17 protein-coding genes and 4 pseudogenes are annotated in these 17,911 nt (G+C 53.0%); 13 read left to right on the top strand and 8 right to left on the bottom strand.

Going from position 1 to position 17,911, the window contains the following annotated elements; all coding sequences use genetic code 11:
• Nucleotide 1: 1 nt before the first annotated feature.
• Both B9L19_RS19675 and B9L19_RS19820 read left to right on the top strand, forming a co-directional pair.
• Nucleotides 2-238 (top strand): annotated as a pseudogene (locus B9L19_RS19675) (penicillin-binding transpeptidase domain-containing protein); the annotation flags it as partial.
• Between the two features lie 109 nt (nucleotides 239-347).
• Nucleotides 348-452: pseudogene (locus B9L19_RS19820) on the top strand (hypothetical protein); the annotation flags it as partial.
• A gap of 196 nt (nucleotides 453-648) precedes the next feature.
• On the opposite strand, the pseudogene B9L19_RS19390 reads toward B9L19_RS19820, so the two are convergent.
• Nucleotides 649-732, bottom strand: a pseudogene (locus B9L19_RS19390) (2-deoxy-D-gluconate 3-dehydrogenase); the annotation flags it as partial.
• Between the two features lie 197 nt (nucleotides 733-929).
• Between B9L19_RS19390 and B9L19_RS10360 the strand changes: the two are divergent.
• Nucleotides 930-1,136 (top strand): DUF6501 family protein, encoded by a 207-nt coding sequence (locus B9L19_RS10360; RefSeq protein WP_011231108.1) that lies wholly within the window; start codon nucleotides 930-932, stop codon nucleotides 1,134-1,136.
• Nucleotides 1,137-1,192: 56 nt separating this feature from the next.
• On the opposite strand, the gene B9L19_RS10355 is transcribed toward B9L19_RS10360, so the two are convergent.
• The 6 genes and pseudogenes from B9L19_RS10355 to B9L19_RS10335 all read right to left on the bottom strand — a co-directional run bounded on the left by B9L19_RS10355 (nucleotide 1,193) and on the right by B9L19_RS10335 (nucleotide 6,795).
• Nucleotides 1,193-2,485, bottom strand: a complete 1,293-nt coding sequence (locus B9L19_RS10355) for a sensor histidine kinase (protein WP_089113935.1) — start codon at nucleotides 2,483-2,485, stop codon at nucleotides 1,193-1,195.
• A 78-nt stretch (nucleotides 2,486-2,563) separates the two neighbouring features.
• Nucleotides 2,564-2,731 (bottom strand): hypothetical protein, encoded by a 168-nt coding sequence (locus tag B9L19_RS19815; protein WP_020754838.1) that lies wholly within the window; start codon nucleotides 2,729-2,731, stop codon nucleotides 2,564-2,566.
• Nucleotides 2,732-2,753: 22 nt separating this feature from the next.
• Nucleotides 2,754-2,963, bottom strand: a pseudogene (locus B9L19_RS19810) (hypothetical protein); the annotation flags it as partial.
• Between the two features lie 60 nt (nucleotides 2,964-3,023).
• The gene (locus tag B9L19_RS10345) at nucleotides 3,024-4,172 is read right to left on the bottom strand and encodes a Ger(x)C family spore germination protein (protein ID WP_047753163.1); all 1,149 of its coding nucleotides are present in this window, start codon (nucleotides 4,170-4,172) and stop codon (nucleotides 3,024-3,026) included.
• Nucleotides 4,169-5,704 (bottom strand): spore germination protein, encoded by a 1,536-nt coding sequence (locus B9L19_RS10340; RefSeq protein WP_047753169.1) that lies wholly within the window; start codon nucleotides 5,702-5,704, stop codon nucleotides 4,169-4,171. Before B9L19_RS10340 ends, B9L19_RS10345 begins: the two co-directional genes overlap by 4 nt.
• A complete protein-coding gene (locus B9L19_RS10335; RefSeq protein ID WP_198527167.1) occupies nucleotides 5,704-6,795 on the bottom strand; it encodes a GerAB/ArcD/ProY family transporter in 1,092 nt (363 codons plus the stop codon). The genes B9L19_RS10340 and B9L19_RS10335 overlap by 1 nt, the downstream gene beginning before the upstream one ends.
• Before the next feature lie 257 nt (nucleotides 6,796-7,052).
• On the opposite strand from B9L19_RS10335, the gene B9L19_RS10330 reads away from it, so the two are divergent.
• From B9L19_RS10330 to B9L19_RS10315, 4 genes are all read left to right on the top strand, one after another.
• Entirely contained in the window at nucleotides 7,053-7,775 is a 723-nt protein-coding gene (locus B9L19_RS10330) for a DUF421 domain-containing protein (protein ID WP_025950272.1), read from the top strand.
• A gap of 120 nt (nucleotides 7,776-7,895) precedes the next feature.
• Entirely contained in the window at nucleotides 7,896-8,273 is a 378-nt protein-coding gene (locus tag B9L19_RS10325) for a GntR family transcriptional regulator (RefSeq protein WP_128733422.1), read from the top strand.
• Complete coding sequence (locus B9L19_RS10320) at nucleotides 8,270-9,169, top strand: ABC transporter ATP-binding protein (RefSeq protein ID WP_047753161.1); 900 nt, start codon at nucleotides 8,270-8,272, stop codon at nucleotides 9,167-9,169. Before B9L19_RS10325 ends, B9L19_RS10320 begins: the two co-directional genes overlap by 4 nt.
• Nucleotides 9,144-10,844, top strand: coding sequence for a DUF6449 domain-containing protein (locus B9L19_RS10315; protein WP_047753160.1), 1,701 nt, complete (start codon nucleotides 9,144-9,146; stop codon nucleotides 10,842-10,844). Before B9L19_RS10320 ends, B9L19_RS10315 begins: the two co-directional genes overlap by 26 nt.
• Before the next feature lie 38 nt (nucleotides 10,845-10,882).
• Here B9L19_RS10315 and B9L19_RS19040 read toward each other — a convergent pair whose 3' ends face one another.
• The gene (locus B9L19_RS19040; protein ID WP_047753159.1) at nucleotides 10,883-11,110 is read right to left on the bottom strand and encodes a YczF family membrane protein; all 228 of its coding nucleotides are present in this window, start codon (nucleotides 11,108-11,110) and stop codon (nucleotides 10,883-10,885) included.
• 127 nt (nucleotides 11,111-11,237) lie between these two features.
• Here B9L19_RS19040 and B9L19_RS10305 point away from each other — a divergent pair, with 127 nt between their 5' ends.
• The 6 genes from B9L19_RS10305 (at nucleotide 11,238) to B9L19_RS10280 (ending at nucleotide 17,848) form a co-directional block, all read left to right on the top strand.
• On the top strand, nucleotides 11,238-12,857 hold the full coding sequence (locus B9L19_RS10305; RefSeq protein ID WP_047753158.1) for a spore germination protein: 1,620 nt from the start codon (nucleotides 11,238-11,240) through the stop codon (nucleotides 12,855-12,857).
• Nucleotides 12,854-14,059 carry a Ger(x)C family spore germination protein gene (locus B9L19_RS10300; protein WP_025950266.1) on the top strand — a complete coding sequence of 402 codons (1,206 nt, stop codon included), beginning with the start codon at nucleotides 12,854-12,856 and terminating at the stop codon, nucleotides 14,057-14,059. The genes B9L19_RS10305 and B9L19_RS10300 overlap by 4 nt, the downstream gene beginning before the upstream one ends.
• 54 nt (nucleotides 14,060-14,113) lie before the next feature.
• Complete coding sequence (locus B9L19_RS10295; RefSeq protein WP_025950265.1) at nucleotides 14,114-15,217, top strand: GerAB/ArcD/ProY family transporter; 1,104 nt, start codon at nucleotides 14,114-14,116, stop codon at nucleotides 15,215-15,217.
• 228 nt (nucleotides 15,218-15,445) lie between these two features.
• Nucleotides 15,446-16,891, top strand: coding sequence for a SpoIIE family protein phosphatase (locus B9L19_RS10290; protein WP_047753157.1), 1,446 nt, complete (start codon nucleotides 15,446-15,448; stop codon nucleotides 16,889-16,891).
• A gap of 12 nt (nucleotides 16,892-16,903) precedes the next feature.
• Nucleotides 16,904-17,329 carry an ATP-binding protein gene (locus B9L19_RS10285; protein ID WP_025950263.1) on the top strand — a complete coding sequence of 142 codons (426 nt, stop codon included), beginning with the start codon at nucleotides 16,904-16,906 and terminating at the stop codon, nucleotides 17,327-17,329.
• Between the two features lie 93 nt (nucleotides 17,330-17,422).
• Nucleotides 17,423-17,848 (top strand): STAS domain-containing protein, encoded by a 426-nt coding sequence (locus B9L19_RS10280; RefSeq protein WP_047753156.1) that lies wholly within the window; start codon nucleotides 17,423-17,425, stop codon nucleotides 17,846-17,848.
• The last annotated feature ends 63 nt before the right edge of the window (nucleotides 17,849-17,911 follow it).

The raw sequence follows: 17,911 nt of genomic DNA, 5'->3' as shown, positions 1-17,911 counted from the left end.
GATGGATGCGCTGCACCGGTTCGGCTTGCCTTTGGAAAAAGAAGACCGTCAGCTCGGTATTGCTCTTGGCGGCATGTCCCGCGGCGTGTCGCCGCTTGAGATGGCTGAAGCGTACGCCGTGTTTGCCAACAATGGCGTCCGCCCGGACGGCCATCTCATTACGAAAATCGTCGACGCTTATGGTCATGAGGTGGCGGAATGGAGGCCGAAACGAGCGGTCGTGACGTCAGAGAAAACCGCCCAACAAATGACGTTTTTGCTCGAAGGGGTCATCCGTGAAGGAACGAACCGGGAAGCGCGCCGCCATCCCCGGACGGGAGCTCGCCGGCAAAACCGGGTCGACGGAAATGACGATTCCCGGCATCGACGGGGTGAAAGACCAATGGATCGTCGGCTATACGCCGCAGCTCGTCGGTGCGCTTTGGCTCGGCTATGACCGGCCGGACGAAACACATTATTTGACGACGACAAGCGGGGAAACGGCAGCGGTCATTTTCCGCCGCATTATGGAGAAGGCGTTGGCCGGCCAACCAGCCGCCCGTTTTTCACTGCCGCTTGTGAAAAAAGAGGAACAAAAACGCAAAAAGCATGATCCACCAGCGTCCGAATCCGCGCCGCCAAAGGCGAAAGAGCAAAAGAAAAAGGAAAAACCGCGTCCGCCCGGCCGATGCCGCGCCCCGCTCCGGTCACAAGCGCCGTTTTTCCGTCCAAACGGAATGAAGGCAAGAACATAAGAGTCTCCCCTTTCGAAAATGATGGCCCGGCTTGTTGGCGGGTGTCCGCATAGTTTCACTATAACACGGTTGCCCGCCGCCGCCAACGATTTGAGCGCCGGCCATAGCGGCAAATGGCGAATGGGACGTTGCAGCTGGTTGTCCGGGTCGCTACAATAAAGAAGGGGAAAAATATAAAGAGAAGGAGATGACGCCATGATTCATCACACATGGGCGACCCGGCCGACGATCAAAAAAGTAAAGTGCGTTCACACGAACGCGGAAAAGTACATGGTCAGCAATGTGTTGACGCCGGGCAAAGTATATGAAGTGAAAAGCGAAACGGACGAGTTTTATTTTGTCATCGACAACAGCGGAAAAGTCGGCGGGTTTTACAAAGATTATTTTGAGGAAGTCAAGTGATCGCGCCAATAGCCAAGAAAAAACGGATGTCCGAAACAGGGCATCCGTTTTTTCGATCAGCCGGCGGCGCTTTGTTCCGCCGTCGGCGGCCGCACCCGGCTTGCCGGCAGCGTGATCGTCAACGTCGTCCCTTTTTGTACGGCGCTTTCGATCGTCCACGTTCCTCCCATTTGTTCGATGATTTTGACGGCGACCATCGCACCAAGCCCAGTGCCTTTTTCTTTTGTGCTGAAGTATGGCTCGCCGAAGCGGCGCACTTGTTCTTTCGTCATGCCAACGCCGTTGTCGGAAATGGTGATGACGACTGATGCCCCCCGGTTCTCGGCCGCAACATGGAGCGTGCCGCCGTTCGGCATCGCCTCAATGCTGTTTTTCAACAAGTTGAGAAAACACTGTTGGAAATATTGTACGTTTCCGATGACGACACCATGTTCGAGGGAAGAGGATACATGGATCGAATGCATATGCGCCATTGGCGTAATCATTTGCAGCACTTTTTGAAGCTCGACGGCGACATCAATCGGCTCGGTCTCTTTTGGCGCTGGTTTGGCAAACGTCAAATAGTCGCGGATGATGGCTTCCGCCCGCTCGAGTTCCTCTAAGGCGATGCGAATGTAGCGCTCTTCGGTTTCGCGCGGCAGCCGACCCGTTTGCAGCAGCTGGATGAATCCTTTGACGACGGTGAGCGGGTTGCGGATTTCATGGGAAATGCTGGCCGCCATTTGGCTGACGATCTGCATTTTTTCCATCTTCATCAGCTCTGCCCGAGCGAGCTGCGCCTCATGAAGCGTCTCCATCAAATAGACAGCGAACATCATGACGAACGGCGGCATCATAATGAAATACACGATATACGGCCTCGTTACCGGAAAATCAGCAACAATCACGGCGACAAATGTCGTGAGCACCGCGAGCAAAAACGTCAGCCAAAGCGACATAACGAGCTTGCTCGGCCGCGGCAGCTTGCGAAACAGCGGCGAGGCGGCCGCCGCTATGGCAAACATGATGGCGTAAACGATCAAGGTGAGCGGTTGAAATCCGTACAAAACGGTGCGCGCCAGCATCAAGACAACAAACAGCACCGCCCCGACCGCGCCGCCGCCATACAATGTCCCAAGCAAAAACGGAATTTGCCGGAAATCATGGACGCACAGCGGATCCATGTAAATCGGAAATTTCATGCACAAAACGGCCGCCAACGCCAAACAAATCCCAAGCAGCGCCCGGCCATAGAGCGGGCGCTGCCGGATCGCTCGACTATGGTCATAAATAAACGAAAAGGCAAAGATCGTGACTAAAATATAAAATAAGTTGTTCAGGACGTGCTGGTTAATGTATAAACCCGCCATACGAAAAATCTCCTAACTGAATGGACCTTATCACCTTCCATTATAGCGAAAAGAGATTGAAAGAAAAATATGCATTGGCTATGTCCGATCTTTCGGCAGCCAAACCGCCAAGGCGCCAAAGAGCGGCAGCACGCTGCAAAGCCCCATTAATGTGCCGAGCGACGACAAGTCGGCGATTTTGCCGAGCACGACCGCGCCGAGCGCCCCCATGCCAAACGCCAGACCGACGATGAGCCCGGATGCCATGCCGACATGGTTGGGCAGCAGCCGGCTGCATGACAGATGATGTCATGTTCAAGGCAAAGGCGACCCAGCCGATTTGCGCATACGACAGCTCCATTGTCGAGCGCAAAATCGGAAAGAGCGCCGGGATGACCGCTTGCATCGCATCGTTCAAAAAGTGGCCGAGGCTGATGGCGAACAAAATCGGGTAGACGGTCATTCTTGCGGCGCTCGTTCGCTCTGTATGGGTGTTCATTGTTCTCCCTCGTTCAAAATATATCTAATATTCCTAATTATACTTGATCTTATTCTATTTTCAATCACCGGCCCGGTAATTCAACTTTTCTTTTCCGGATGCCCCGATCGCGAGCTTGACGCTCACGGACAGCGTGTTGTTGCCGAGCGGGATGAGGCCATTGGACTGATGTTGTTTCCAAATATCCGGACGCTGGCGATACAGCTGCTCCGACAGATTCAATAGATCGATCTGCTGCTTCTTGCCAAGTTCATACAAGCGGCGGATCTCCTGCTTCACCGTTTGTTCCGCCAGTTTGGTCAGTTGTTTTCGTGAGAGCGGTTCACGCAGTTCGATGATGGCGCCTTGCGCCTGCACTTGGACAGTAAACGCAGGCTCTCCACTCTTCACTTTGATCGACCATTTCGTTTTCGGGTCCCGGACGACAAGAGAGGCGACCGTTTTCCCTTTTTGTTTGACATAAATCGGGGTGCGGCGAATGTCGTGTTCGAGCCAGCGAAGTCCCTCTAGATCGGAACGGCGGACACATTGCTGCAGGCTGTAATGGTGGACAAAACACACGCCGGAAACAGCGAGCATCGGTTTCGGCTTTTTATTTTCGATCCAGCGCCGGCGGTCGAGCGTTAAATACGGAAGCCTTGCCGTATCGGCTTTTTCATCCATATCGACAATCAGCCGGCTGAGCCGGATCGGGCGGATGAACGAACTTTGTTGAAAGATTTCTTCCGGGTTGGACAACAGCGAATAATAGGAGGAAGCGTTTAACAGCGGCGTCGCTTCAAACAGCTCGGAAAGCGGCTCATCGGTGGCGTACACCCATGCTGTATGGCGAATTTCGTTGTAACGGTTCAGCACATCGATCACATCGGCCACGATGCCTTTTTGCAAGGCCCGTTTGGTAAAGACAATGCTTTTTACATGGCCCCATGACACCCTTTGTTGAATGGAAGGGTAGATTTTGTCGGTCGCGATATTAAACGTTTCGCCAGCGGCTTTGCCGATGGAAACGGCCGCTTTCTCTTTGCCGCCTCCGGCCTCGACTTTGGCGAGGGCGGTGAAACCAACCAGCTGGACGTAGGCGATCACTTGGCCATCTTTATAATCCACCCCAATGGCATGAATATACACAATATGATCGATGTTGCGCGTATCCCAACAGCCGCTGAGCAAGATGACGGAAGCGATGACGGGAAAGAGCCGCTTCCTCATTTTTGTTCCCTCTCTTTCGCAATGAGATCATTTGGGTGCACAATACGGTCGCGCGTGCGGAACTGCTTCCATGTACTCGGGATAAAGACTTTCCCGATATCTTTTGATGGCGGCGCCAACGGCGTGAGATACGGAACGCCGCAGGTGCGCAAGTTGACCGCATAAGTCAAGATGAAAAACAGCGACAGAATGAAGCCAAACAGGCCAAGAACGGTGGAGGCCGTCAGGACAATAAAGCGCAGCAAGGTGACACTGCCGGCCATGTTTTGATTGACGAGCGTGAATGTCGAGATGACGGAAATGGCGGCAATGACGAGTGTGGCCGGGGCGGCGAGCCCGGCGTTGATCGCCGCCTGGCCGATGATTAAGCCGCCGACGACGGACAGCGTCTGCCCGATGGCGATTGGCAGCCGCATCCCGGCTTCCTTAAACACCTCAAACAAAATCATCATCACAAACATCTCCAGCGGCACCGGAAGCGGCACTCCTTGGCGCGACAAAATGAGCGTCGCCAGCAAGGTGAACGGAAGCTGGTCCGGATGGAACGAAGTCAAGGCGACCCAGGCGCCCGGCAAATAAATGGCGACCGAAGTGCCGACGAGCCGGAGCAGGCGCTGAAATACGACAAACAAGAAAAACGTGTTGTTGTCTTCCGACGTGTTCAGCAAAAAGGTTAAATTGCCCGGGCCGATCAAGGCGGTCGGCGCCCCGTCGACCAAGATGATAAAACGGCCGTTAAGGAGCGAATTGACGGCAAAATCAGGCCGCCCGGTGTAGCCGAACATCGGGAACAAAGAAAACCGTGTGTCGGACAACCACTCTTCAATTTGGTTGGTGCTTGTCACCGAGTCGATGTACAAACTGAGCAGACGGCTTCTCACCTCATCGATGATGGCCGTGTTGGCAATATCATCGACATAGAGGAGCCCCACTTTTGTCTGACTGCGCGTGCCGATGACAAACGGTTCATAGACGAGCCGGTGCGAGCGCAGCCGCTTGCGGATGAGCGCCACGTTTTTGCTGATTTCTTCGATAAATCCATCTTTGGGTCCGCGGATCGATACTTCCGTGTTCGGCTCTTCCGGGTCGCGGTTTGGCGGGCTGGCGAGCGGCATCGTGTACAAGACATCGGCTTCGTGAAAATAAATGAGCAAATCGCCGCTAAACAGCCTGAAGTTGAGATCATCGATCCGCACTTCTTTTCCCATATACTCAAGCGCCGCCGGTTTGCGGGCCTCGATGTCGGCGGCCGAAAAGCATGGATGGTGTTCGCACAGCGCGCGGAACATCGGATAGATGGCCTTTTGCAGCATTTGCGTATCGCACAATTCTTCACAATACATAAACAGCAAGTGCACCACAGCCGCCGAGCCGTCAGGCAAAGAGGATGGAATTGCGGCTTCTGTCATGATGACATCAGGGCATTTGGCGTACATCGTGCGCAACGCCTCTTCGGAGATGATGACGGTCTCGAGCCCTGTGTAATCGTCTTTCAACCGCTTGCCTTCGGCGGCGCGCATCGGTCGTTTCATCATGTCATCCCTCTTTTCTTTTTGCGATATGCCAACAAAGCGAAACCACTTAACACAACGGACAGCGCAAGACTAAACAGCAGCGATGCCGGCAGCACCCTATGTTTGACAAAATGCAAAAACTGTTCATCGCTGACCGGCGCCAGCGCCGCCAATGTGATCGCCAAGTAAAGGACAATGAGCACCCAACGGCGGGTTTGCGGATGGCGGATCGGAAACAATTCCACAATCAGCGCTGTCGATAAACAGATGCGGATGAAAGCGCCGGACAGCCATTGATAGACCGACAGAAAGTCCACATGCTCAATGTACGTCCCTAAACTGACCATCCTCCATTGCTCAAACGCCGGATAGCGGAGGCGCGTCGCCTGCTCGGGGCCAAATTCGGTGATGGCGCCAATCGTCGGCCCAATGCTCAGCCCGGCTGTGAAAACAGCGACGGCGGCGAGCACCTTCCATGAAAATGGGCGGGGCAGCCGATGGGAGAGAAACAATAGAACGATCACCTCCGCATATCCGGCCCCCGCGTACATCATGCCGTGCAGCACGGGCGTAACGCCGTGCTCAAGCATCGGCTTAAGCAGAGAATAGTCTTTATGGGGAGTGGTTGACAGCATGACGAAAAAACCAAGCACAATGACGAACGGGCAAATGATCATGGAAGTGTTGGCAATCGAGTCGATGCCTTGGTACGAGTTATAAAAACAAACGGCCACGATGACAAGAATCAGCGCCCATCTCGGCGTCGCCGTCAAATAAGAGGTGGTGGTAAACGTGACCGTATCGTTTAACGTGACAAAGCTGTGAAGAAGCAAAAAAGCGCTGCTGACACCGGCCACCGCATAAGCAGCCGCGCTCGAAAATCGGCTTTTCAGCCAGTCAAACAGCCGCTCGCCGTTCAGTTGTTTGATGGTGAAATAAAGAAGCGGCAGCCAGACGAGCAAACCTCCCAACGCTCCCAAGGCGGCGATCCACGCATCGCGGTGGGCGGCCTCAAGCATAAAGGGGATGATGATGACATGATTCATCAGTCCGACTGACAGCATGATCATGAATAACAATTGCAGGGCGCTAAGCGGTTGTCCGTTCATCATGAATCCCTTTCTTTCCGTGCAATCTCCAAAGGGCGGGGGATGTAGGGCAAAAGGCTGCTGATTCCAGAAACCTTGCTGAACCGGCTTCTTTTCTGATGAAATGCCGCTGATTGGCTTTCTAAAACGATAGTGTTTCCAGTCCAGGGGAATTTATCCGTTCCAACGGCAAACCAACAGTGAAACTTCTCAGGCGGCAGGGGGCACAATACAGGGAAGAAAGGGCGAACATCAACGGCATGCAAGGGGGGCGCAGCATGAAATGGCTTCATTTGACGATCGAATTGGTCACCGGTTTTATTTTGTTGTTCGCTGTCGTGAAAATCGCCGGCAAAAAGCTCATCAGCCAAATGAGCCCGTTTACGTTTATCTCGGCCATTGTGCTTGGCGAGCTGCTCGGCAATGCCCTGTATGACGACCATATCCATCTTTGGTATATCATCTACTCCATCACCCTTTGGGGAGCGATGCTGATGACGGTGGAATATGCGAGCCAAAAATGGCTTTCCTTCCGTTTATGGAGCGAGGGGAAGCCGACGGCTCTCATTCGGAACGGGGTCATTGATTACGAGGCCTTGAAAAAAAGCCGCTTGACGCTCAATCAGCTGCAAAGCTTGCTCCGCAAACATGAGACATTTTCGATCCGCGAAGTGGCGTTTTGTTTTTTGGAGGCGGACGGGGAAATCAGCGTCCTCAAAAAAGCCCATTATCAAAAAACGACGCGTGAAGATTTCCAGCTGCCGCCCCACCCGGTGTATGTCCCGGTGACGCTGATCCGCGATGGCCAGCTGTTGGCGGACGAATTAGCGGAGCTTGGGAAAACGGAGCAATGGCTGGCCGCCAAACTGCAAAAACAAGGAATTGCCTCGCCAAAAGACGTGTTGATCGCCGAGTGGCTCGAAGGAGATGGGCTGTTTGTTCAGACGTATCAGCCCGCCGAGCGGCAACGGTCAACGCGGCGGCAAACGGCGCCGGAATGAGATGAAGAAAGAATCCGGGAATGGATTCTTTCTTTATTTTGGAAAAAATTCTTGCCTTTCTTCTGTTTTATGTGTACTATTGGTTATAGTACGGTTGTGACAATGAGAGGAGGAGGGGAGATGTTTGAGCTCGATTTGCGAAGCCGCCAGCCGATTTACGAGCAGCTGATTGACAAAATGAAAGAAATGATCGTTCGCGAACTATGGCAGCCGCACGATCAGCTGCCATCGGTCAGGACGATGGCGAAACAGCTGATGATCAACCCAAATACGATTCAAAAAGCGTACCGCGAACTGGAGCGCGAAGGCTGGATTTATTCGATTCCAGGGAAAGGCAGTTTCGTCGCCCCGCGTTCAAAAGAACCAAACATCGAGGCGGTCGCCGCGGTCCGTGAGCAGTTTGTCCGCCTTGTCAAGGAAGCGCGGTTTTTAGGGGTGACGAATGAGCAGTTATGGCAATGGATTCGAGAAGGGGAAGAAAGAGGGGGAGGATCGTGATTCAACTTGTGGACGTGACGAAAACGTTTGATCGGTTTGCGGCCGTCAAGGGCGCGAACATGATGGTGCCAAAAGGAGCGATTTACGGGCTGCTCGGCCCGAACGGCGCCGGAAAAACGACGCTGCTCAAGATGATGGCCGGCATTCTCCGCCAAGATCGCGGAACGATTGCAGTGGACGGGGAGGATGTGTGGGAAAATGTCCGCATCAAGCAACGCCTTTTGTTTTTGCCGGACTTTGTTTACTTTTTTCCGCACGCGACGATTCGACAAATGGCGGATTTTTACGAGCAACTGTACCCTTCGTTCAGCCGCGGGCGGTTTATGGAATTGCAGTCCGTCTTTGGGCTTGATCCGAACAAAAAGATTCAGCAGTTTTCCAAAGGCATGCAGCGCCAAGCGGCGTTTTGGCTCGCCTTTTCCGTCCAGCCGGATGTGCTCATTATGGATGAGCCGCTGGATGGGCTCGATGCATTCGTCCGCCGTCATGTGAAGCAGCTGCTCATAGAAGAAGTGGCCGAACGGGAGATGACGGTCGTCATTTCGTCGCACAATTTGCGCGAGCTCGAAGATTTATGCGGCATGGTCGGACTGATGGCGCGCGGTGTGGTGCAGCTCGAGCGCGATTTGGATGAATTGCGCGCCGGCATGCATAAGCTGCAGCTCGCTTTTCGCGATGGATGTCCAGGCGAATTGGCGGAACGTCTCGATATCGTTCACCGCGAGGAGCGCGGCAGCATCGTCCTTCTTATTGTCCGTGGGGAAAAGCGGCGCGTAGAGGAGACGGTCCGCGCATTTCATCCTCTTATCCTTGATGTGCTGCCGCTGTCGTTGGAAGAAATTTTTATGTACGAAATGGGGGGAGATGCTCATGTCCGCGAAACGGTTGTCAGCTAACCGCGCCATGTGGACGCAAAATGTTCGCCAAATCGGCTGGATTGCCATCATTCATCTGCTGTTATGGCTGGCGGCGATCGTACTGCCGATTGGGCTTTCGTACTCGCAATATGATCCAAAAGTCGGAAATGTGCCGCAATGGAAGAACGTATACTATATATCCAACGGGTTTGAGACGCTGATTGCTTGGCTTGTTCCGATCTTGGCGGCGGCCGGTGTGGTTCGCTACATGCACGAGAAACGGTCAGCTGATTTCATCCATAGCTTGCCCATCCGCCGCACCGAATTGCTTGTGGGGCAAATGGTCTTTGGCTGGCTTATGCTCGTGGGACCGCTGGTTGTGGCAGCGATCGCCGCCATCGGCTGCCTATTGGGGCTTGATCTTCCGTGGCCGATTGGGGCCTCTGACGTATGGCGTTGGTTCGGTGAGACGTTGGTGGTGGAAACGGTCATTTTTGCCCTCGGCATTGTGGTCGGTGTCCTCGTCGGCCAATCGGTCATTCATGTCGTCTTGACCAACATTGCCCTCTTTTTTCCGACAGGCATCATGGTGTTGCTGTTTAGCAACATGCCGTTATGGTTGTATGGATTTCCGGATGGGTACTATTTATCGGAAAAGCTGATGGATTGGGCGTTGCCGATTCGTTATGCGATGCTGACGGATCAAGCGATGAGTGCGGGAGAAATCGGGATGTTGTTGCTGTTGTCGCTTCTATTTTTCAGTTTGTCCATTTGGCTGTACGAGCGGCGGCCGACGGAAGCGGCCGGGCAGGCGCTTGCCTTTACAGTGCTTCGTCCGCTGTTTGTGTATGGAGTGGCGTTTTGTATGTGCTTAACCGGCGGTTTTTACTTTGGACAAGTTGGAGATGGATGGGGATGGACGATTTTCGGATATGTCGCGTTTTCGTTTGTCGGGTATGTCATTGCGCAAATGGTTGTGATGAAAACATGGCGCGTTTTTCATAAGTGGAAAGGGTATGTCGCCTTTGCCGCTGCGATGACAGTCTTATTTTTGGCCGTGCGCCTTGACCCAATCGGATATGTAAGCCGTGTTCCTGAGCTTGCCGACATTGAGAAAGTGTATTTCGGTCAGTCGGTGATGAATTGGCAAAGCCCCAACATGATGGAAAGAGAGTTTGAAGCATTTGACCAATTTTTGCACACGAAGGACAACATCAAGGCTGTCAGAGCGCTCCATGCGCAGCTTGTGCACGATCAGCCGATCCCGTCTCGTTTTGGCAACATCCAGCCGATTGTGATCGGGTATGTTCTCAAAGACGGTACGCGCCTCATCCGCCGCTACCAAGTCCCGATCGAGGCGTACATGCCATATTTTCAACGCATCATGGGCTCAAAAGAATATAAGCAGCAATATTATTTGCTGCTTCGCCCAGGCTATTCCCCGATCCGCCAAGTGACGATCCGGAATGTCGAAACGGGGCGTCCGGTGGTCGTGCTGGCTGATCCGAAAGAGATCGAGTCATTTCTTGAGGCGATAAAACAAGACTTATGGCAGAAACCGGTTGAAAGTTTGTTAGGCGGACAAGTATGGAACGGGGAAATCGAATTTTTGCAAAGCGACGGGGATCAGTTCAGCCTTCCGATCGATCAATACAGCTCTCATGTGCGGAACTGGTTGGAAGATCGGCGTTTATGGGAGAAAATCCAAAAATAACGAACACAACGGGCAGACGGCGAGCTGCCCGTTTTCGTTTAAGAGGGCATCTTTTTCCGCCGCCAAAGCCATGCGGCGAGCAAATCGAGCACCCACAAAAGAAGGAACAGAAATAAGATGAACAGCTCAGGAGTCTCCATGACGCGGAACGGATTGAAGATGTTATGAAGCGATTGGGTCAGCGCCAATCCCATCAGCCAATCCATTCCGACAGCCGTGGTGATCAATAGCAGCGCAAAGGCGAGGGAGAGGAATATGACGTTCAATGTTAGTCACCTACCGCTTTTTCTGTTAGTGTTCACCTGTTCATCGGAGACAATGCGCCGCCGTATACGTTTTTCGCCGCTTGTCTATAATGGAGAATAACATCATGTGGAGCGAGGAGGAGGAGGCATGCTGTTTCAATGGGGGATGCGCCAGCAGAAAAAGCGAATGGACGTCAAGCAAGAAGGATCGGACTATAGCGGCGAGGCGTCGGATGTCCCGCAAGAGCCGCTTTCTGCTGAACTGGCCGTCAATATTGACATCATTCGCCAAAAGACCGGAGAGAGCAGCGATGTCATCATCCGCCGTTTTGCGTTGGGCCAGAAATGGCAAATCAAGGCAGCCATTATTTTTGTCGACGGCCTTGTCGATGAGAAAAATGTGTACGAATTTGTCCTGACACCATTGCTTCAAGCGTCGTTTCCGCTAGCGCTTGAGGAAAAAGAACGGTTTCAATGGATCGAAAAAAAACTCGCTGCGGTCGGCGGTGTGAAACATATTTCTGACTGGGGGAAGCTCTTTTTTGAGCTGTTTTCCGGAGCAACGGTCATGCTCATTGACGGGACGCCGTTTGCTGTCAGCGCGAGCACAAAAGGCGGGGAATATCGTTCGATTGAAGAGCCGCAGACGCAAATCGCCGTCCGCGGTCCGCGCGAGGGATTTACGGAGTCGTTGCGCGCGAACACCGCGATGATCCGCCGCCGCATTAGAAATCCGAATCTTTGGCTTGAGACAATGCAAATTGGAACGGTGACGCAGACGGACGTTGCGATCATGTACATTAAGGGTATTGTCAATGACGGAATTGTGAAAGAAGTTAGGGAGCGCCTGCGCCGCATTGACATTGATAGCGTGCTTGAGTCTGGTTATATCGAGCAGTTGATCGAAGACCAGACGTTCACGACTTTCCCGACAACCTATCATACAGAACGGCCGGATATTGTCGCCGCCAATTTGCTTGAGGGGCGGGTGGCTGTGTTCGTGGAAGGAACGCCGTTTGTTTTATTGGCGCCGGCGGTGTTCATTCAATTTTTTCAAGCAGTGGAAGACTATTATGCTCGCTTTGACATCGCCACCGCTCTTCGCTTTTTGCGCGTGTTGATTTTCTTTATTTCTCTTGTCGCTCCAGCCATTTATATCGCGGCGACGACGTTTCATCAAGAAATGATCCCGACCCAGCTTGTCATCGCCATCGCCGCCCAGCGCGAGGCGGTGCCGTTTCCGGGATTCGTCGAAGCGCTCGTCATGGAAGTGACGTTTGAAATTTTGCGTGAAGCCGGGGTCCGCCTGCCGCGCGCTGTCGGACAGGCGGTGTCAATCGTCGGCGCTTTGGTCATCGGCCAAGCAGCGGTAGAAGCAGGATTTGTATCGTCGGCGATGGTCATTGTCGTTTCCATTACCGCCATCGCCAGCTTTGCGACGCCGTCGTTTGCCATTGCCATTTCTGCGCGGCTCATTCGTTTCGGGCTGATGTTTTTGGCGGCGATGTTCGGTTTTTATGGCATTATGATGGGGATTTTGGCGATGATTCTTCACTTGTGCAGCTTGCGTTCGTTCGGTGTGCCGTACATGTCGCCGCTTGCGCCGTTTATCCCATCCAATGCGGGCGATACATTATTTCGGGTTCCAACATGGATGTTCCGCGAGCGTCCGCGGTTGATTAACCAGAAGAACATTGTCCGTCAGTCGGGCGATCAAAAACCGGAACCGCCAGCACCGTCGCGTCAAGAAAAAGGGGATGGGGCATGAAGAGGAGGATTGCCATCTTTGTTCTTCTTGTCGTCTGCACTGGGATGCTGGCTGGATGTTGGAGCAAAAAAGAATTGACCGATTTGGCGTTTATTATTGCCGTCGGTCTGGATAAAACGAAAGACGGCAAGTATTTGGCTTCATTTCAAGTTGTCAACCCCGGCAACGTCGCCGGCGCGACGCAACGTGGAGGTGGAGCGGCGGGTGTTCCGGTGTCCATTTACGCGTCGACGGGCGACAGTTTAGTAGAAGCAAGCCGAAAGGCATCGCAAAAGTTGTCACGGCTTCCTTACTACGCCCATACGAATTTGGTTGTCATCGGGGAAGAGGTGGCGCGTGAAGGGCTCGATGGCGTGTTTGACGCTTTAGAGCGCAACAATCAATTTCGGACGACGGCACGCCTCGTCATTGCTCACGGGCATTCAGCCCAAGACGTGCTCACAGTCTTAACGCCAGTGGACAAAATCTCTGCAAATCAGATTATCAAAACGCTCGAATTTTCGGAAATGGCGTGGGGCCAGACGATGAATGTCGACGTTTGGCAGGTGATCCGTGATCTCTCTTCTCCCGGACGCAATCCGGTTGTCACTGGCGTCAAAATCGAAGGAAACCCGACGCGCGGCAAACGGCAAACAAACGTTCAATCGTCTGTTCCAGACGCGCGCGTCAGTTTGGACGGTTTGGCATTGTTTAAAAATGGACGCCTCGTCAAGTGGGTGAATGGACCAACAGCGCGCGGTGTCGTTTGGGTGCTTGATCGCATCAAACAAACGAATGTTACGATTCCTTGGAACGGGAAGCAGGAGGCGATTGGATTTCGAACCGTGCGGGCCAAAACAGACGTTGAAGCCGAATTCAAAGGCGGGCGTCCCTCTATTTCCGTCCATATTGGAGCAGAAGGGGATATAAGTGAGGTTTTAACGATGGTGCATTTGAATGATCCCGCTGTGTTGCTTCGATTGGAAAAAGAACTGGACCGCCATATTGAAAACGAAGTAAAGCAAGCCATTGTCTCAGCCCAGCGTGTGCGAACTGATGTTTTTGGATTCGGCGACGCCGTTCACCGCGCCGCCCCGCGTTTGTGGAAGAAAATCCAAAACGAGTGGCATGACCGGTACTTTCCGGAGCTTGACGTTACGGTGACGGCAGACATTTATATCCGCCGCACCGGTTTGCGGAACAAACCGTACATGGAGAAATAGAGAGTTGGATACGAACGGAACGAAGTGGAAGGAAGCAAAGGCGGTGAGGCCTAGTTGGAGCCGATTCAGATCAATATACGTCAGCTGTTCGTTTTGATTGTGCTGTTTGAGCATGGCAGCGCCATTGTGATTCCGCTCGGCGTGAGTGCCAAACAGGACGTGTGGATTGCCATTTTGCTTGGATTGGCGCTCGGACTGCTTGTATTCTCCGTTTATGGGCGCTTGTTCCGCTGCTATCCCGATCAGCCGCTGGTCGGTTATATACAGCACATTGTTGGGGCGCCTCTTGGCAAATTGTTAGGAATCGTATATGTGACGTATTTTCTTTATATTGCTGCTCGCGTGCTGCGCGATTTTGGAGAGCTGTTGCTCACGTTTGCCTACCCGGAAACGCCATTGTTTGTCTTAAACGCCATTATGGCGTTGGTTGTCATGTACGGCGCCTATAAAGGGCTGGAAGTATTGGCGCGCACTGGCGAGCTGTTTTTGGCAATGCTGTATGTGATGGCGTTGGCTGGATTTGTGCTTGTGTTCGTTTCCGGGGTGATGGATCTTTCACAGTTGGAGCCTGTTTTGGAAGAAGGATGGGGGCGGGTGTGGAAAACGGTGTTTACGGAAACGTTGTACGTTCCGTTTGGTGAGATGATCGTGTTTACGATGTTGTTTCCATATGTAAATAATCCCGCTAAAGTGAGTCGCGCCGCCGTGATTGGCATGGCGCTCACGGGATTGAATTTAGCTGTTATTGCGGCGATTAATATGATTGTGCTTGGTCCTGATGGGGCTTCCCGCTCTTCGTTCCCGTTGCTTGATACGATTCGCCGCATACAGGTTGCCCACTTTTTCGAACGACTTGATGTGTTGTTTATGATTGCGCTCATTATCGGCGGGTTTTTTAAAATCTCAATCTTTTTTTATGCCGGAGTCGTCGGAGCGGCTCATTTATTCGGCATTTCAAAACATCAACGAATCGTTTATCCGCTCGGGCTGCTTGTGCTGCTTTTGTCTATCGCCATCGCCAGCAACTATGCAGAGCACATTTACGAGGGGTTGAAGATCGTCACCTTTTACTTGCACATCCCGCTGCAAATCATCATTCCGGTGCTTTTGCTAGTGATTGCGGCGATTCGCCGGCGGTTTGGGCCATCAACAAAATAAGAAAAACGGACTAGAAGATTTATGCGGCAGCAAGCAGGAAAAACTGCAAAAAAACACGAATACAACAATAACCTGTTCCTACGAGGAACAATGGGGCGAAAAGTGGTGCTGAACATGCAACCCGAAGGCGGGGTGGAAACAACCCGGCGCCGACGCGCGTTTTTGTTTCGGGAAGCCGGTGTCAGCTGAAAACGATGGATTTTGATTATAACGAAAAAGGGTTGAACGATGGTGAAGGCGAATGTACAGGCGATCGATCAGCTAGATGCGGAACAGTTGGGCAGCGGCATGGTGATTACCGACCGTCAACTTTCGATTGTTGCGGTCAGCGAGCCGACGCCAAGATGGCTCGGATTTGCCAAAAACGAATTAGTCGGGCGGCCGGTCGGCGTTCTGTTTTCAGCCGAATGGTCAGCCGCGTTGTTGGACGGCATCGCCGAGTTGGTAAAAAAGGACGGATGTTGGCAAGGGGAAGCGCGCCATGTGGCGAAAAGCGGGAAAACCTATACGAGCTGGATGAACGTCTATCGGTTGTCAGGCAGCGAGGGAGAATGGCTCGTTTGGCATTTTGTTGAACAAACGGCTATGCCTTCGGCTGATCGACCGACGCCGTCTGAGTTGCTCGAGGTCATTTACGATTCCGCCCCGTTTGCGGTTGTTCCGGTGGCGGCGGACGGAACCGTGCAAGATTGGGGGCTGAGTGCCGAGCGGCTGTTTGGGCGCCGAAAAGAAGAGGCGGTCGGCCGCCCGATATGGTCGCTCTTTCGTTGCGGCAGTCAAACATGGCTTCCGTTTCCTCCCAAAGAGCAGCGATGCGGCGAAGGGATGGTGCAGCGCCGGGACGGCACGGCCGCCAATGTCGCCTATACGGTCATTCCCGTGCTTCAGGCGGACGGATATATCGTCCTTGTCCAAGACGAGACGAAGCAAAAGCAAAAAGAGGCGGAGCGGCGGCGCCAAGTCGAGCTGGCCAAAAAAATTCAGCAAAATTTGCTGACGCCGCTCATTCAAAACGAGGCGGTGACGATGGATGCCGTCTATATTCCGTCGGATGATTTGTCAGGCGATATTTACGCTTGCTATCAAATCGACCTGTACCGCTATGGGGTGATCGTCATCGACGTGATGGGCCACGGCATTTCGTCGGCCTTGGTGAGCATGTTGCTCCGCTCGCTTTTGCGCGGGTTGATCGTGCGCGTCATCGACCCGGTCTCGGTGGCGAGCGAGCTGGAAAAGCATGTGCAAACGTTGTTTCCTGATGGCGCCAATGACATCCGTCACCTGTTTTCCATGATTTATTTAGTGATTGACACGAAAGAGCGAAAAATTGAATATACGAACGCCGGCCATCCGGCTGGGCTGCTCGTGTTTGACGATGGAAGCGTCCATGAGTTGGACAAAGGCGGTTTGGCGATCGGCAGCCCGTTTTCCTTGCCGTTTGAAAAAGGGGTGATTCATTACGACAGGCGGGCCCGCCTCCTTTTGTATACAGACGGCATTTTAGAGGAGATCGATCCGTCGATTTTGCAAAGCATTGAAAAAATTCGCTTATGCACGCAAATGTGCCGCCATTTGCCGGATAAACGCTTCCTTGAACGTTTAATCAGCCAAGGTCCGCCGCTCGTCAGCCCTTCCGACGACATTTGCTTGTTGTCCATCACGGTTCATGGATAGGCGGGACGCTTTGTGGTGTGTGAATGGATCGTGCGCTGCCGAGCGGACGAGGAAGCGATTTTGTTTTGCCATCTTCTTGCAGAGCAGGCTGCTTCGTTGTTTGCGGTCCGTGATGCGGAATTGTTTGTGTTGGCGGTGCATGAAGCGGTCGTCAATGCCGTCAAAGCTATTCAACGGTCGGGGATGGAGGCGGGGACGATTTCGCTCTCCTTTTTCGTCACAAGCGCTGATGTGGTCGTGGCGGTTGAAGATGAGGGCGGCGGCGTTCCGGCGGACGTGATCGAGCAGCTCGATCAAATGACGCTCTCTGATGTATTGCTCGCCGAATCGGGACGAGGGCTGCTATTCATCCGAGAAATTATGGATGACGTTATGTGGGTTGAGCGGAAGGTCGGCCGTCGGATGCTGGTCATGAAAATGAGTCGGAATGCAACATAACGGGCTTTGGTGCCATGATGCACCCATGTGATCGGAACGAATGCGGGTGGTGGCCGAGGGCAGGGCATGGCTGGTCAACGATAGGGGGATACAATGAAACAGCATCGGTTGTCGTTTGAATTGGAAATGGTTGTAGAACGCGCATACGAATGCATCAAGCTAACGGGACGGCTCGCCTATGACACGCAGCTCGCGGCGGAACAAAAATTGGCGACGGCCATGGCTGCTATCAAGCGCCGCCTTGTCGTTGTCGATGTAAGCGGACTCCAATTTTTGGATAGTACAGGACTTTCACTCCTTGTCCGCTTTTTTAAGCAAATCGTCAGCGAAAGCCGCGCCATGGCGATCGTCGTCCGGGATAACGCGGTTATTGAAAAGATTTTGCTGATGGCCAAGCTCGACCGGCTGCTGCCGATCGTTGGCGATGAACAACAGCTGTTGTCCCTTGCATTGCCAAGCTCTTTCGACCATATGAGCCAGGAGGTGCTTTATTCGGCATGGCGTCAGCGTTCGTCATAAACATGGCTCTTATGCCGAATCAACTGGAAGATTTCACGTTTCGCTGGCCCAAAAGCGTGTCGT

This window comes from Geobacillus thermocatenulatus, assembly GCF_002217655.1.
Lineage (GTDB): Bacteria > Bacillota > Bacilli > Bacillales > Anoxybacillaceae > Geobacillus > Geobacillus thermocatenulatus.
The sequence above is the reverse complement of the archived record's forward strand: the minus strand, read 5'-3'. Positions and strand labels throughout refer to the sequence as shown.

What these genes read in the sequence shown, in the direction of transcription:
- B9L19_RS10305 (WP_047753158.1), top strand. Translation starts at nt 11,238, where the DNA reads ATGCTGTTTCAATGGGGGATGCGCCAGCAGAAAAAGCGAATGGACGTC.
- B9L19_RS10325 (WP_128733422.1), top strand. Translation starts at nt 7,896, where the DNA reads ATGTTTGAGCTCGATTTGCGAAGCCGCCAGCCGATTTACGAGCAGCTG.
- B9L19_RS10300 (WP_025950266.1), top strand. Translation starts at nt 12,854, where the DNA reads ATGAAGAGGAGGATTGCCATCTTTGTTCTTCTTGTCGTCTGCACTGGG.
- B9L19_RS10330 (WP_025950272.1), top strand. Translation starts at nt 7,053, where the DNA reads ATGAAATGGCTTCATTTGACGATCGAATTGGTCACCGGTTTTATTTTG.
- B9L19_RS10360 (WP_011231108.1), top strand. Translation starts at nt 930, where the DNA reads ATGATTCATCACACATGGGCGACCCGGCCGACGATCAAAAAAGTAAAG.
- B9L19_RS10335 (WP_198527167.1), bottom strand. Translation starts at nt 6,795, where the DNA reads ATGAACGGACAACCGCTTAGCGCCCTGCAATTGTTATTCATGATCATG.
- B9L19_RS10355 (WP_089113935.1), bottom strand. Translation starts at nt 2,485, where the DNA reads ATGGCGGGTTTATACATTAACCAGCACGTCCTGAACAACTTATTTTAT.
- B9L19_RS10340 (WP_047753169.1), bottom strand. Translation starts at nt 5,704, where the DNA reads ATGAAACGACCGATGCGCGCCGCCGAAGGCAAGCGGTTGAAAGACGAT.
- B9L19_RS10290 (WP_047753157.1), top strand. Translation starts at nt 15,446, where the DNA reads ATGGTGAAGGCGAATGTACAGGCGATCGATCAGCTAGATGCGGAACAG.
- B9L19_RS10345 (WP_047753163.1), bottom strand. Translation starts at nt 4,172, where the DNA reads ATGAGGAAGCGGCTCTTTCCCGTCATCGCTTCCGTCATCTTGCTCAGC.
- B9L19_RS10315 (WP_047753160.1), top strand. Translation starts at nt 9,144, where the DNA reads ATGTCCGCGAAACGGTTGTCAGCTAACCGCGCCATGTGGACGCAAAAT.
- B9L19_RS10280 (WP_047753156.1), top strand. Translation starts at nt 17,423, where the DNA reads ATGAAACAGCATCGGTTGTCGTTTGAATTGGAAATGGTTGTAGAACGC.
- B9L19_RS19815 (WP_020754838.1), bottom strand. Translation starts at nt 2,731, where the DNA reads ATGGCATCCGGGCTCATCGTCGGTCTGGCGTTTGGCATGGGGGCGCTC.